This window comes from Pseudomonas sp. HLT2-19-2 (assembly GCF_054898005.1).
The window spans coordinates 2,805,458-2,819,787 of sequence record NZ_CM142712.1 but is presented as its reverse complement, the minus strand read 5'-3'; the positions used below and the strand labels follow the sequence as shown (position 1 = coordinate 2,819,787).

General features: G+C 61.1%; 12 protein-coding genes. 10 read left to right on the top strand and 2 right to left on the bottom strand.

The features are described from left to right. Position 1: 1 nt before the first annotated feature. Both ACYZTU_RS13070 and ACYZTU_RS13065 read right to left on the bottom strand, forming a co-directional pair. Positions 2 to 2,215 carry a xanthine dehydrogenase family protein molybdopterin-binding subunit gene (locus tag ACYZTU_RS13070; RefSeq protein ID WP_461970687.1) on the bottom strand — a complete coding sequence of 738 codons (2,214 nt, stop codon included), beginning with the start codon at positions 2,213 to 2,215 and terminating at the stop codon, positions 2 to 4. Further along, positions 2,215 to 2,679, bottom strand: coding sequence for a (2Fe-2S)-binding protein (locus tag ACYZTU_RS13065; protein ID WP_403139416.1), 465 nt, complete (start codon positions 2,677 to 2,679; stop codon positions 2,215 to 2,217). The genes ACYZTU_RS13070 and ACYZTU_RS13065 overlap by 1 nt, the downstream gene beginning before the upstream one ends. A gap of 118 nt (positions 2,680 to 2,797) precedes the next feature. On the opposite strand from ACYZTU_RS13065, the gene ACYZTU_RS13060 reads away from it, so the two are divergent. The 10 genes from ACYZTU_RS13060 (at position 2,798) to ACYZTU_RS13015 (ending at position 14,085) form a co-directional block, all read left to right on the top strand. Beyond that, on the top strand, positions 2,798 to 3,688 hold the full coding sequence (locus tag ACYZTU_RS13060) for a LysR substrate-binding domain-containing protein (protein ID WP_461970685.1): 891 nt from the start codon (positions 2,798 to 2,800) through the stop codon (positions 3,686 to 3,688). 339 nt (positions 3,689 to 4,027) lie between these two features. Further along, positions 4,028 to 4,957: an amidohydrolase family protein gene (locus ACYZTU_RS13055; protein ID WP_150732737.1), complete on the top strand. Its 930-nt coding sequence runs from the start codon at positions 4,028 to 4,030 to the stop codon at positions 4,955 to 4,957. 4 nt (positions 4,958 to 4,961) lie between these two features. Further along, positions 4,962 to 5,867 carry an amidohydrolase family protein gene (locus ACYZTU_RS13050; RefSeq protein WP_134418495.1) on the top strand — a complete coding sequence of 302 codons (906 nt, stop codon included), beginning with the start codon at positions 4,962 to 4,964 and terminating at the stop codon, positions 5,865 to 5,867. A gap of 134 nt (positions 5,868 to 6,001) precedes the next feature. Next, positions 6,002 to 7,387, top strand: coding sequence for a UbiD family decarboxylase (locus ACYZTU_RS13045; protein ID WP_461970683.1), 1,386 nt, complete (start codon positions 6,002 to 6,004; stop codon positions 7,385 to 7,387). A gap of 11 nt (positions 7,388 to 7,398) precedes the next feature. After that, positions 7,399 to 7,995 (top strand): UbiX family flavin prenyltransferase, encoded by a 597-nt coding sequence (locus tag ACYZTU_RS13040; RefSeq protein WP_461971025.1) that lies wholly within the window; start codon positions 7,399 to 7,401, stop codon positions 7,993 to 7,995. Then, complete coding sequence (locus ACYZTU_RS13035; RefSeq protein WP_461970681.1) at positions 7,992 to 9,035, top strand: CobW family GTP-binding protein; 1,044 nt, start codon at positions 7,992 to 7,994, stop codon at positions 9,033 to 9,035. The genes ACYZTU_RS13040 and ACYZTU_RS13035 overlap by 4 nt, the downstream gene beginning before the upstream one ends. Before the next feature lie 92 nt (positions 9,036 to 9,127). Further along, the gene (locus ACYZTU_RS13030; RefSeq protein WP_461970679.1) at positions 9,128 to 10,495 is read left to right on the top strand and encodes a nucleobase:cation symporter-2 family protein; all 1,368 of its coding nucleotides are present in this window, start codon (positions 9,128 to 9,130) and stop codon (positions 10,493 to 10,495) included. Between the two features lie 12 nt (positions 10,496 to 10,507). Next, positions 10,508 to 11,896, top strand: coding sequence for an amidohydrolase family protein (locus ACYZTU_RS13025; protein WP_461970677.1), 1,389 nt, complete (start codon positions 10,508 to 10,510; stop codon positions 11,894 to 11,896). 80 nt (positions 11,897 to 11,976) lie between these two features. Beyond that, positions 11,977 to 13,143 (top strand): XdhC family protein, encoded by a 1,167-nt coding sequence (locus tag ACYZTU_RS13020; RefSeq protein WP_461970676.1) that lies wholly within the window; start codon positions 11,977 to 11,979, stop codon positions 13,141 to 13,143. An 84-nt stretch (positions 13,144 to 13,227) separates the two neighbouring features. After that, complete coding sequence (locus ACYZTU_RS13015; RefSeq protein WP_461970674.1) at positions 13,228 to 14,085, top strand: hypothetical protein; 858 nt, start codon at positions 13,228 to 13,230, stop codon at positions 14,083 to 14,085. Positions 14,086 to 14,330: the final 245 nt, after the last annotated feature.

The window sequence follows — 14,330 nt, the reverse complement described above, 5'->3', positions numbered from 1 at the left end:
GCTATCCCAGGGTCAGTGGCGTCGAGCGCTGGCGCACACCGGTCAAGCTGAACAGCGCATTGGCGATGGCCGGGACCACCGACGTGCTGCCCAGTTCGCCGACACCTCCAGGTTTGCTCGGCTCGCCGTCCAGTACCAGAATATCAATCGCCGGCATGTCCGACATTCGGGGCACCCGGTAATCATGGAAGTTGCTCTGCACCACCCTGCCCTGCTTGATGTCCATGCGGTCGAACAGCGCGTGACCGAGGCCCCACATCAAGCCGCCATAGATCTGCTCTTCGACACCGCCCGGCGACACCGCCAGGCCGCAATCGACCACGCAGGTGAGCTTATCGACCTTGATCACACCGTCTTTTTTCGAAAGTCTGGCGACCACCGCGATGAAGCTGGTGTAACCCTGATTGGTGGCGATCCCCAAGGCTGTCCCTTCCGGCAATGGCTGGCCCCAACCGGCACGTTCGGCGGCGTTCTTCAGCACCGCGACGTGCCGGGGCCGTTCGTGCATATGGGCCAGGCGAAAGGCCAACGGATCCTGTCCCGAACTGTGTGCCAATTCGTCCATGAAACTTTCGACGGCAAACACATTGGGAATGAAGCTCACGGAGCGATACCAACCGCTGGGCACGTTGCTTTCGTGCTTGACCCAGACCAGGTCCAGATTCGCAGGACGATAAGCAAAGTCCCACGCGGTGATGGCTTCGGTCGTGCTGTAGTCCATGTGGTCGGGGCGTTCGAAATAGCCTGGTTCCCACTGTTCCGGCGAAGCCGGTGAGACCGCGTCAAGTTTCAACGCCGTGAGTTTGCCCTGAGCATCCAGCGCACCTTTGATTCGATGCAGAGTCGCCGGGTGCATGAACAGCGAACGCATTTCGTCTTCACGGCTGTTCATCAACTTGACTGGCACCTTGGCCTCCTGCGCCAGGTATGCCACTTCGAACAACCAGTACTTGGCCTCCCGCGCCCCGAAGCTGCCGCCGGACACCAACTCGTTGATGGTGACCTTGTCCTTGGAGATCTTGCACACCTTTTGCGCAGCTTCCAGCGCCGAGGATGGCACCTGAACGCCGCCCCAGTAGGTGATGGCGTTATTCTTTACCTCGGCGGTGATGCAGATCGGTTCCAGCGGGTTCTGCACCTTGTACGGCATGAGGTAATCGGCCTCGAGCAGCTTCGCGGCTTTCGGCCACTGAGCGCTCACGTCACCTGCAACCATGGCGGACACCCGTTGCGCATTTTTGTCGTGGATGGCCGCCGCTTGCGCCGTCGCCAGTTGATCGCTGTCGAAACCGGCCAGGGGTGAATCGCTCCATTGCACCTTGAGCAACGCACGACCCTGTTGGGCTGCCCAGTAGTTGTCCGCGAGCACTGCGACGCCTTCCTGATTGCCGCCCAGCACATCAGGCCGGCCGGGAATCGCGATCACCTTACGCACGCCCGGTACTTGCAACGCCATACTGGAATCCACCGAGACAACCTCGGCGCCGATCACCGGCGTGCGCTGAATCACCGCCACCAGCATCTCTGGCAATTCCACGTCGATGCTGTACTTGAAGCGCCCGCACACCTTGGCCGCCGCATCGCGCTTGTGCCGCAGTTTGCCAATGTACTTGAACTGCGCGGGGTCCTTCAGAGTGACCTTGGCCGGTGCTGGCAATTTCGCGGCAACACTCACCAGCTCACCGTAACCCAGGCTGCGTTTGCTGGCGGAATGCACCACCCGGCCCTCCTCGGTTGTGCAACTGTCGGGACTGACTTTCCATTGCTTGGCCGCCGCAGTGATCAGCAGTGCGCGCGCCGTGGCACCGGCCATCCGCAGGCGATCGTATTCCAGCGAAACACTGGTGCTACCACCCGTCGAGAAGACTTTCCATATCGGGTGAATGTAGGTTTCAAAGAACGGATTTTCCGGCGATATCACCTGCACGGTCATCGGGTTGACGTCCAGTTCCTCGGCCACGCAAGCGGCCAATGCAGTGTGGGTGCCTGTGCCCGAATCGTGTTTGTGCACCACCAGTTTTACCGTGCCGTCGGGCAATACCCGAACCCAGGCGTTGGGCTCGAATTCACCTGCAGGCGCAGGCACTTTTGGGTCCGTCGCCGCTAAGCCCGTGGGCAGATAAAACGCAATGGCCAGACCGGACGCAACGGTGGCGGCTTGCTTGAGAAAAATGCGGCGCGGCAGTTCGATCTGTGTGTCGTCGATAAACGTCATCACGCCTCCTTCGGCGCAGCAGCTGCGCGCTTGATAGCTTTATTGATTCGCCCGTAAGTGCCGCAGCGGCACACGTTGCCGGACATGGCGTTGCGGATCGAGTCATCGGTGACTGTCGCACCGGTGTTGAGCAACGCGGCCGCGGACATGATCTGCCCGGATTGACAGTAACCACATTGCGGGACATCTTCGGCAACCCAGGCCAGTTGCAGCGGATGCTGTTCGGTGGGCGACAAGCCCTCGATGGTGGTGATGCTGTGCCCCGCCACGGCGGCGACCGGCAGTTGGCAGGAACGTACTGCGACACCGTCCAGGTGCACGGTACAGGCACCGCACAGGCCCATGCCGCAACCGAACTTGGTGCCGGTGAGTTTCAAGTGATCACGCAACACCCATAACAAGGGCATGGAGGGCGATGTCTCTACCAGCTCGTGTCGTTCGCCGTTTACCGTGAATTCGATCATTGTCAGGCTCCAAGAGAGCGGCCCGTCTTTGTGCAGGCCTGGTCGCCGATTATTGGGAGCCTGCGCAAAAACGGGCCAGCGACGATTTCTGCCATCCTGTGTAAGTAGGACTAACAGCATGTACAAGCGATACCCGTCGGTGCAGTCCATGAGTGCATTCATCCAGGCCGCGCGCAGCGGAAGCTTCTCCAGTGCCGCGCGCAAACTCGACCTGACTCACAGCGCTATCAGCCAGCAGATCCGCAGCCTGGAAGACTTCATCGGCCAGCCGCTGTTCGTACGCGAAGGTGGCGGCAGTAACCTGACCGATGCCGGACAATTGTTTGCCAGCGTGCTGTCCGACGGCCTGGCGCAGATCGACCGGGCGCTATCCTCGGTGAAAAACCGCAGCGTCGCGCAGCGGCTGACCCTTGATGTCGACAGTGAATTGGCCCAAAGCTGGCTCAATCCACGGCTACCGGAACTGCTCGATTTATTGCCTGACCATCAAGTGGTATTGCTGTCGATGCCGCGCTCGGATCGCAGCTCGTTCGAGCGGGTGGACCTGGCGTTGCGCTACGGGTATGGCGATTGGGAAGACTGCGAGATGACCCAGATCTGCGGTGATCGAGTGACTGCGGTGGCATCCCCGGCGCTGCTTGAGCGCCATGGGTTGCAGGTGCCAATTACGCCGGCGCAGGTGCTGGAATTGCCGCTGCTGGGGTATACGCGGCGCTCGTGGATTCCCTGGCTGGATGCAGCAGCAATGTTGCCGACCGAGCCGAATGCGCGGATGGTTTTCGATAATGCGGCGAACCTGATTGCAGCGGCCGAAGCCGGGGTTGGCGCGGGGTTGGTGCGCGGGCTGCTAGCGGCGGATGCGTTGCGCGCGGGGCGTTTGGTAGAGCTGAACTCGGCGCAAATTCCGGCGCATTACAACCTCTACGCCGTGTGGCCGCCGGGCCAGGCCGAGCGGGTGGCGCCGGTGGTTGAGGTGATCAAGAAGCTGGCTCAGCAGACACTGACCTGACGCCATCGCGAGCAAGCTCGCTCCCACAGGGTTCTAAGGTTTGCCTTGGATTGTGCTCACACCCCAGATCCCTGTGGGAGCGAGCTTGCTCGCGAAGAGGTCCGCCCATCCACCACAAAACCCTGCCCCATATCGAACACATATCAACACCCCGCCCAATTAATATTGTACGAACCCCTCCCCCCCTTCCAATACTTCCTCCCAAGCAGCCAGCGTCCCGAGCCGGATGCGACCAGGCGAGGGAATGCGCAGCAGTGCGCATAGAAATGGCCGATTGCCCGGGACGTGGCTGCTGCGAACCGCAAGGTTCCCTTCCCCGCTATCAGGAGATCGACTTCAATGATCATCGATATCAGTTGCTATCCCACCGACCTGGTGGACCTCGCTTGGAGGCATGACGGTGACCCGTTCACCGGCGAGCGTCTGCTGGAGATGATGGATGGCCCGTACATGGTCAACGGCAAACCTCGCCGTATCGACAAAGCCTTCATCCAGCCGCCACAAGGCAACACCATTTACACCTGGACCGACGGCGACCTCAGCGGACGCGAATCCATCGATGCCTACATGGCTTACACGCTGAAGATGGTCCAGACCTACCCGGATCGCTTCATTGGCTGCTTCGTCTACAACCCGCGCTGCGGCGTGGAAAACGGTGTCGAGGCGATTGAGCGTTACGTCAAGGAACACGGTTTCAAGATGGTCCAGATGCAGGCCAACATGCACGCCTATCGCCCGGACCGTGCGCTGGACTGGGTCCGTCCGGCCTTCGAGAAATGCGCCGAGCTGGGCATCCCGGTCAAACTGCACACCGGCGACGGGCCGTACAGCATCCCGTCGGAATGGGTGCCGATGATCAAGGAGTTCCCCAACGTCGATTTCATCATGGCGCACTTCGGGGTGCAGACCGGCGGCGTCTACGTGTTCGAACCGATGCAATGGGCGATGGAACTGCCCAACGTCTACTGCGAATCGGGCTGGTGCCTGCAATCGCGGATCGTCGAGTTCGCCAAGGTCCTGCCGACCCACAAAATCCTTTTCGGCACCGACACCCCTCCGAACGAGCCGGGCATGTGGCTGCGCCTGCTGGAAGTGCTCTGTCATGAGCCGCCGCAAGGTCTGAATCTCGACGAGGACACCCTCGAAGAATACCTCGGCAACAACACCGCGCGGATGATCGGCCTCGAACCGACCCCGCCGCCACGTTCCGTGTCCGAAGCCGAGGCGCAGTTGAAGCGCCCTGTCACTACCCAACTGGCCAGGAGTTGAACCGATGATTATCGATACCCATCTGCACCCCACCAACCTGGTCGACGAGGCCTGGCGCCACACCGGCGAACCGTTTACCGGCGAGCGCATGCTCAAGTTGATGGACGGCCCGTACATGATCAACGGCAAACCGCGCCGCATCGACATGGGCTTCATCCAGCCGCCACCGGGCAACACCGGTTATCGCGACGGCAACCGGCGGGGCCGCGAAGGCGTGCGCGACTACATGTCGTACATCGCCGAGCTGTGCATGAAGTACCCGGATCGGTTCATTGGCAACTTCAACTTTAACCCGCGCTGGGGACCGGAAAACGGTGCGGCAGAGCTGGAGTTTCATATCAAGGAATACGGTTTCAAGATGCTCAAGCTGCACGCCAACATGCACGGCTATCGTCCCGACCGGGCACTGGACTGGCTGCGGCCGGCGATGAAAGTCTGCGCCAAGTACAACATTGTGGTGCTGATCCACACGGGTGACGGTCCGTACACCATCCCGACGATGTTCTACCCGATCATCCGCGAATTCCCGATGGTCAACTTCATCATCGGTCACTTCGGCATCCAGACCGGCGGCAACTACTCGTTCGAAGCGTTCTGGATGGCCATGGACACGCCGAACGTGTACTGCGAATCCGGCTGGTGCTTCCAGTCGCGGATCGTCGAGTTCGCCAAGGAGCTGCCGCGCAACAAGATCGTCTTCGGCACCGACTCGCCGCCGAACGAACCGGGCATGTGGTTGCGGGAACTGGAAGTGCTGTGTTCGCCGGCACCGCAGGGCTTGGGGATCGATGAAGATCATCTTGAGGATTACCTGGGCAACAACATTGCCCGGTTGTGCGGCATCGAACCGACACCGCCACCCAAGGATCTGATCGAGGCGGACATTCGTCTGACCACGACCTACCTCTAAGCGTTTTAAAACCAGAGCAAAGCGACTTTACAGGCGTACAGATGAGCCCGGCGTTCGATCGACCGGCAGGCCAACGGCTTGTCGATCGAACGTCGCCCTCAGCCCTGCGCGCCTGCTTTTTACGAGGTGAAACCATGACCCTCTCTACGCTCGGCGACACCCAGGATTTCCACGATTTTATCGACGCCTATCGCCGGCAGTACCCGGACGATGTGCTGACCGTTCACGAAAAACTATCCGCCGATCAGGACGTCACTGCCCTGGTCGATGCCCTGGCCACCCAGGGCCGTGACCCGCTGCTGATCTGCGAAAAAGTCGGCAACCTCGGTGTGCCGGTGGCGACCAACCTGTTCGCCTCCCGGACCCGCATCGCACGGATCTTCGGTGTCACTCCGGCGCAGCTGCACGAAACCTTCCAGGCTCGCGCCAATCATCCGATCGCGCCCCGCTACGTCGAAACCGGTCCGGTACTGGACGAGATCTTCGAAGGCGAAGCCGTGGACCTGGCACTGTTGCCGATGCTCAAGCACTTCGACAGTGACCGTGGCCCGTACATTACCAACGCGATCATCATCGCCGAAGACCCGGTCACCGGAATTGCCAACATGAGCTATCACCGCTCGATGCGCCATGCCCGGCAGACCCTCGCCACCAGCCTGCATTCGCGCGGTCACTTGTGGCGCATGCTGCAAACCGCTCGAGAGCGCGGTGAAGAATTGCGCGTGGCCATGGTGGTTGGTGCCCATCCGCTGTTTATGCTTGCCGCAGCAGCTCGATTGCCGTTCGGCAGTGATGAACGCGCGGTGGCCGGTGGCCTGTTTGGTGCCCCTTTGGAACTGGTCAAGACCCCGCTTTACGGGATCGGCGTACCGGCCTATGCCGAGTTTGTACTGGAAGGCGCCATCGATCCAGCGGCCTATGCCGAGGAAGGTCCGTTCGGCGAGTTCAGCGGCTATTCCTCAGACCGTTCAACCAATAACGTGCTGCGGGTCGACACCCTGATGCGGCGCAAGGACGCTTGGCTGGTGGACGTGGTCGGCGGCCGGTACGCCGAACACCTGACCCTGGCGCGCCTGCCACGGGAAGCGGAAATGAGCGAGAAACTCAAGGCACGCTTCCCCGCCGTCACCGCCGTGCACTACCCCAACTCCGGCACGCACTTTCATTGCTACGTGGCGCTGGATCAAAGCCGCGACGGCGAGGCGCGGCAGATCATGCTCGCCCTGCTCGGCTGGGACCCGTACCTGAAAACCGTGGTCGCGGTGGACAGCGACATTGACATCAGCGACGACAGCCAGGTGCTGTGGGCATTGGCCACACACTTTCAGCCGCATCAGGATATTTTCGTCATCGACGGTTTACCCGGCAGTCCGCTCGATCCGTCGTCCTCGGTCAACGGCACCACCTCGCGCATGGCGCTGGATGCCACGCGCGGTTCGGGATTCGACGGGATCAAGGCGCAGCTGGATCAGGACGTGGTCGAGCGTGCGCGCAATCTGCTCAAGAGCTATCAATCGTGAACCGCCAGCGCATGGTGGTCGGCATCAGCGGCGCGTCCGGCTTCATCTACGGCGTGCGCCTGCTGGAGTTGCTGGCTGAACTGAACATCGAAAGCCACCTGATCATCAGCCGGGCCGCGCTGCTGACCATGGCCCATGAAACCGACTACAAACTGGCCGACGTCACCGCGCTGGCCAGCCACTACCACCGCGCCGACGACGTGGCTGCCGGGATCGCCAGCGGTTCGTTTCGCTGCCTGGGCATGGTGGTTGCGCCGTGCTCCATGCGCACGTTGGCGGAGATTGCCACCGGCTCTTCCTCAGGGCTGATCGGCCGCGCTGCCGACGTCACATTGAAAGAACGCCGGACCTTGGTGTTGATGGCCCGGGAAACGCCGCTGACCCTCGCCCACCTGCGCAACATGACCGCCGTCACCGAAATGGGCGGGATCATCGCCCCACCGGTGCCGGCCTTCTACGCCCGCCCGCAAAACCTTTCGCAAATGGTCGATCACAGCCTCGGCCGTGTCCTCGACCTGTTCGGCCTCGACGCCGGGACCGCGCTGCGCTGGGGTGAACCCGGCCCATCGACCACCGGCCATTTCGCAACAACCAAGGAGCTCGCATGAACAGCCCATTCAACGCCCCTACCCCGAACCGCAAAATTCCGGTGACCATCCTTACCGGTTTCCTCGGCGCCGGCAAAACAACCCTGCTGAACTACATCCTCAGGGAAAACCACGGCCGCAAGATTGCCGTGATCGAAAACGAATTCGGCGAAGTCGGCATCGACGGCGACCTGGTGCTCAGCTCTGAGACCGAAGAAATCTACGAGATGGTCAACGGCTGCGTGTGCTGCACCGCCGAGGTTCGAGAGGACCTGGTGCGCATCGTCCGCGAACTGGTGGCGCGCCCGGTGCGGCTGGATCACATCTTGATCGAAACCAGTGGTCTGGCCGATCCGTACCCGGTAGCGCAGAGCTTCTTTATCAACGACCCGATTGCCGATGAAGTCGAACTGGACGCCATCGTGACCATGGTCGACGCCAAGCACATCGTCCAGCATCTGGAGGATTTGCAGCTGGATGGCGTGGACAACCAGGCGGTCGATCAGATCGTCTGCGCCGACCGCATTGTGATCAACAAGGTCGATCTGGTGAGCGAGGACGACGTGGCAGCGCTGCGCGGCAAGATTCGTGGATTAAACGCCACGGCGGATCTGGTGACCTCCAGCTACGCCGAGATCGATCTGTCGAAGATTCTCGGCATCGGTGCGTTCGAGTCGACGCAAAAGCTGATGGAAATCGGCTCTGAGCACGATCACCACGCCGACGAACACCACCATGATTCGGATCATGACCATGATCATGATCCGAGCGTGTCGTCAGTCGGCATCGCCGTGGACGGCGCCGTGAATCTGCTCGCCTTCCACCAGTGGATCAGCAAGTTGCGCGATGAGCAGGCCGACAACCTCTACCGAATGAAAGGCGTGCTGGCCGTCGCGGATCAGGATCAGCGTTACGTGCTGCAGGGCGTTCACAGCCTGGTCGAGTTCCGTGCCTCCACCTCATGGGGCACGGAACCACGCTCCAGCAAAATTGTGTTCATCGGCCGCGACCTGGACCGCGCGGCGTTGAACCAAGGCTTTGCCGCCTGCCTGGCAGGCTGAAAAAACGGCATCGGAGCCGGTGGATGGCGGCTCCGGGCACACAGAACGAATACCCCTCTCTACAGCATAAAAACAGCAAGAGGTGATTCCCCATGTCGTCAGCCACATCCCCATCAAAAACCCCTTCCACCGTCCACCCGGTCGACCAGATTCTGCCGGTCCGCCAAATGCTCACCCTTGGCCTGCAACACATGGCCGTCTCGTACATCGGCGCCATCGCTGTGCCGTTGATTGTCGCAAGCGCCCTGAAAATGTCCCAGGCCGACACCGTGGTGCTGATCAGCACCACGCTGTTCTGCTCCGGCATCGCCACGATTTTACAAACCGTCGGCTTCTGGAAATTCGGTGTGCGTTTGCCGATCTTGCAGGGCGTGGCGTTCAGCAGTGTCGGCCCGGTCATCGCCATCGGTACCAACCCGGAGGTGGGGTTCGCCGGGGTCTGCGGGGCGGTGATCGGCGCGGGGATCTTTACGATGCTCGTCGCGCCGTTCGTGGGCCGATTGCGTCGGTACTTTCCGCCGGTGGTCACCGGCTGCATTGTCACGGTGATCGGTTTGCAGCTGTTCCCGATTGCCTATGAGTGGATCGGTGGTGGCCGCAACGCCAGTGATTTCGGGGCGCCGGCGTACCTTACCGTCGCCGCCGTAGTGCTTTCGACCATTCTCTTGGTCAACCGCTATGGTGGGCCGATGATGCGCAACATGGCGGTGCTGATCGGGATGCTGGTGGGTGCGGGACTGGCTTACGGTCTGGGCATGGGCAGTTTTCACAGCGTGCAGGAAGCGCCCTGGCTCACCGTGCCCTACCCGTTCTACTTCGGCCTGCCGACCTTCAGCCTGATCCCGATTGCGACCATCGTGGTGGTGATGATCGTGCAGATGGTTGAGTCCATGGGGCTGTTCGTGGCCATCGGCGACATCGTCGACAAACCGGTAGAAGAAAAACAGGTGATCAATGGCCTGCGCGCCAATGGCCTGGCGAGCACCATCGCCGGGATGTTCGCCGCGTTTCCGTTCATTGCCTTCATGGAGAACGTCGGGCTGGTGATTTTGACCGGCGTGCGCAGTCGCTGGGTAGTGGCGATCAGCGGTTTGCTGATGTGTTCCGTGGCACTGGTGCCAAAGGCCGGGGCGATCATCGCGTCGATGCCGACCGCCGCCCTCGGGGGTGCCGGGATTGCCATGTTCGGGGTGGTCGCCGCGGCGGGCATTCAGACCCTGGCCAAAGTCGATTACGAGCGCAACCGCTTCAACGTGTTGATCGTCGGTTTCACCATCGCCGCCGCCTTGGTGCCGGTGCTGGCGCCTGCCCTGTTCAAGCAAATGCCCGACTGGTCCCAGCCGTTCCTGCACAGCAGCGTGGTGATTGCCTGCCTGGTGTCGGTGCTGCTCAACGCGGCGCTCAACGGCGTCAGTGTTCCCGACAGCGAGGCAACCAAGCCCGCGCCCCACAGCCTCTGACTGGAGAAGCACATGACTCAACTTCAAAACATCCTGATCAAAAACCCGGTGGCGGTGATGACCGGCTTGCGCGGCCCGCGTGCCCGGGCGGGCAACGTGGACATTCGCATCGTCAACGGGCGCATTGCTGAAATGGCTACGGACCTGGTGGCGCAACCCGGCGAACGGGTGATCGATGCCCGTCACTCGGTGGTCTACCCAGGCTGGATCAACACCCACCACCACCTGTTTCAGAACCTGCTCAAAGCCGTGCCCGAAGGTTTGAATCAAGACTTGCAAGGCTGGCTGGCCAGCGTGCCCTACCCGCGCCTCAACCGTTTTACACCACAACTGGCGCAGATCGCCGCGCGATTAGGCATGGCCGAGTTGCTGTTGTCGGGGGTAACGACCTGCGCCGATCACCATTACCTCTATCACGCCAACGGCACAACCGAGACCGGTGACCTGCTGTTCGACACGGCTGACACGTTCGGGATGCGTTTTGTGCTGTGCCGGGGCGGCGCACTGGAGTCCGCCAGCGCTCATCCGGGATTCTCGAAAACAGCGCTACAACCGGAGACGCTTGAGCAGATGGTCGGTGACATCGAACGGCTCAAATCGCGGTACCACCAGGACACTCCGGATGCGATGCGTCGAGTGGTGGTGGCGCCGACGACGCCGACGTTCTCGCTGCCGCCCACCTTGCTGCGCGAGCTTGCGCATACCGCTCGCGGCCTCGGATTGCGCTTGCACACGCACCTCTCGGAGACGCAGAACTACGTCAACTTTTGTCGCGAGAAATACAACTGCCTCCCGGTGGAATTCGTCGCCGAGCACGAATGGCTCGGCCCCGACGTCTGGTTTGCCCACGCGGTGCATTTGCAGCCGGGGGAAATCCGCATGCTCGCGCAAACTGGCACCGGCATTTCTCATTGCCCGGTGAGCAACGCACGGCTGGGCAGCGGCGTCGCGCCGGTGCCACAAATGTATGAGGCCGGGGTGCCGATATCGCTTGGGGTGGATGGCGTGGCATCGAACGAATCCGGAAGTATGGTCGGTGAGGCGCACACGGCGTGGTTGATTCATCGGGCCGAACAAGGGGCTTCAGCGACCACTGCCGAAGATGTGATTCATTGGGGCACGGCGGGCGGCGCGCAGGTATTGGGCCTGGGCGCGGTCGGAACGCTGGAAGTTGGCCAGGCTGCGGATCTGGTGATCTATGGCCTCGATCATCCACGGTTCTTCGGCTTCCACGATATCGCGCTGGCGCCGGTGGTCGCGGGTGAGCCGATTGCCGTGCGGTACAGCATGGTCGGGGGGCGACTGGTGGTCGACGACGGCGTGATTCCGGGGCTGGATCTGGAGCGCATGCGCGCTGAAGCGTGGGAAGGGGTGCAGCAGTTGATGCATGTCGTCGACTGACCCAACCGCTAAACAACCCCTTGTTGGAGCTGGTATGCCGGTTCCAACAGGTTGCGCACCGACTTTCGGGAGAACACACCATGTCCGGCCTCAACGACCTCCTCCAAGCCATTGAAACCTGCGCCCGGCAAGGCGAAGAAACCGTCCTCGCCACCGTGGTCAAGGTCGAAGGTTCGGCCTACCGCCGCCCTGGCGCACGCATGCTCATTCCCCTGCACGGCCGAACCATCGGCACCGTCAGCGGCGGATGCCTGGAACAAGACCTGGCCAAAAAGGCCTGGTGGCTGACCGATTCTGGCGAGCCGGTGGTGCGCCGCTATAGCACCGGCGCCACCGAAGATGAAGACGATGACCAAAGCGCCCTGACCTTCGGCCTCGGCTGCAACGGCACGGTTTTCGTCATGCTCGAACGCCTGCGCGCGAAGACCCCGTCATTGGCCATCGAACTGTTGCGACAGGTGCGTGATAGTCTGCAACCCGCGGCCATGGCGACCATCATTGCCACGTCTCGCCACACGTCGGTGCGGGTCGGTGATCGGGTGGTGTCGCACGCAAGCCCCGCGCTGCGCAATCGCGCACTCGACAGCAGCATCCGCAAAGACCTGCGCAAAACACTCACCGAGAAAAAATCCTCTCTGCGGCTCTACACCGATGCCCGTGGAGAGGTCGAAGTGTTCTTCGAGTACGTGGCTCCGCCCCCACGCCTGGTGATCTTCGGCGCCGGCCACGACGCCCAGCCACTGGTGCGCATGAGCAAACTGCTGGGCTGGCACGTCAGCGTGATCGACAGCCGCAGCCACTTTGCCCGCCCTGAACGCTTTCCGCAGGCCGATGCGGTCATCGTCGCGAACCTCGACGCCTCCATCGTCCTCGGACCGTTGATCGAGGGGGCCGCGGTGGCCGTCATGACGCACAGCTACCGCCAGGACCGACACTGGCTCGGCCAATTGCTGCAAAGCGCACCGGCCTACATCGGCCAACTCGGCCCCCGCGAGCGGACCGAGCGCTTGTTGACCGACATTCGCCAACATAATCCTGCCCTGAATGCATTGCTACAGCTGCACTACCCAATGGGCCTGGACCTTGGCGGCGACGCGCCCGAAGGCGTCGCGCTCTCGATTCTGGCGGAGATGACGGCGGCGTTGAATCAGCGTAACGGCGGGATGCTCAAGCATCGGAGCAAACCGATTCATTACGTGGATTTGCTGGTGTGTCAAACGTTGGAGGCTGCGGCAGTGGTCGATTGAGCTGGTTTCAAACGGCAACAGTTTCTCGGCACCTATAAAAAAGTCCCTCAAGCCGAAGTGGACGACTACTCAAGGAAATGAAAGATGCAGAACCGCACGTTTCTCGTTCGGAAGACCTTTGCCATCAGTACTCTGTTATTGACGACGGCCACTTCATTGCAAGCTGCCGACTGGAGCGATAACTCAATCAGTTACTGGTATGGCACCCACTTCGCCGAGCCGGGCATCGATGGCCCGATCGCCAAGCACATCGTTGAGTTCACTCACGTTGACGGATACAAATACGGCAGCAACTTCCTCAACGTGCAGGTGTTGTTCTCCGATAAAGACGATCCAGCCAACGGCGGCGGCGACGGTGCTACCGAGGTGTATGCGATATATCGCCATCAACTTTCACTGAATAAAATATCCGGCCAGGATTTCAAGTGGGGACCCGTCCGGGACTGGTCGCTTTCGGGTGGCGTCGACTGGAACACCAAAAACACTGCCTTTGCGCCGGCAAAACGCATGCTCGTCATCGGTCCAACGATCAATTTCAACGTGACAGGTTTTTGGGACTTCAGTGTGATGTACCGCTCCGAGCGCAACCACAATGGCTTGCCGTTCGCCCAAGAGCACGATATTCGCTTCAACGACACTTACTACTTGGAAACCGCGTGGGACATTCCATTTCAGCTCGCTTCAGTACCGCTCAAGTTCAAGGGCTTTGCCAACTTCGTCCCGCCCAAGGGCAAGGACGGCTTCGGCAACGACAGCGTGAGCGAAACGCTCGTGCACCTCGCCTTACTGGTGGACGTGGGCGAGCTCACTTTCGGGAAGAAAGACACCTTCTTTGCCGGGGTGGGTTACGAATACTGGAAGAACAAGTTCGGTAACAACTCTGCCAACACGCCTGGCACCGAAGCCAACACGCCGTTTCTGAATCTGGAATGGCATCTATAACGCTCCAATCAGAAGGAACACCGCCTTACACGGACAGTTGCATTGAGCCTACCGACTCCATGGATAGTGTCCGCACTAATGCGTGGGAGTTGACCCTACAACTTAGCCTCGGGCCGGTAGCCGGGCGGTGGGCTGACCGGACCCATACGGCTAAACCTAAATGTAGCCCTAGGTCTGCGACAGGCAGCAATCGGCCAACAGCAGACGTTGACCCAGGGCCTCTTCTGGCCAAAAGCGGACTATGC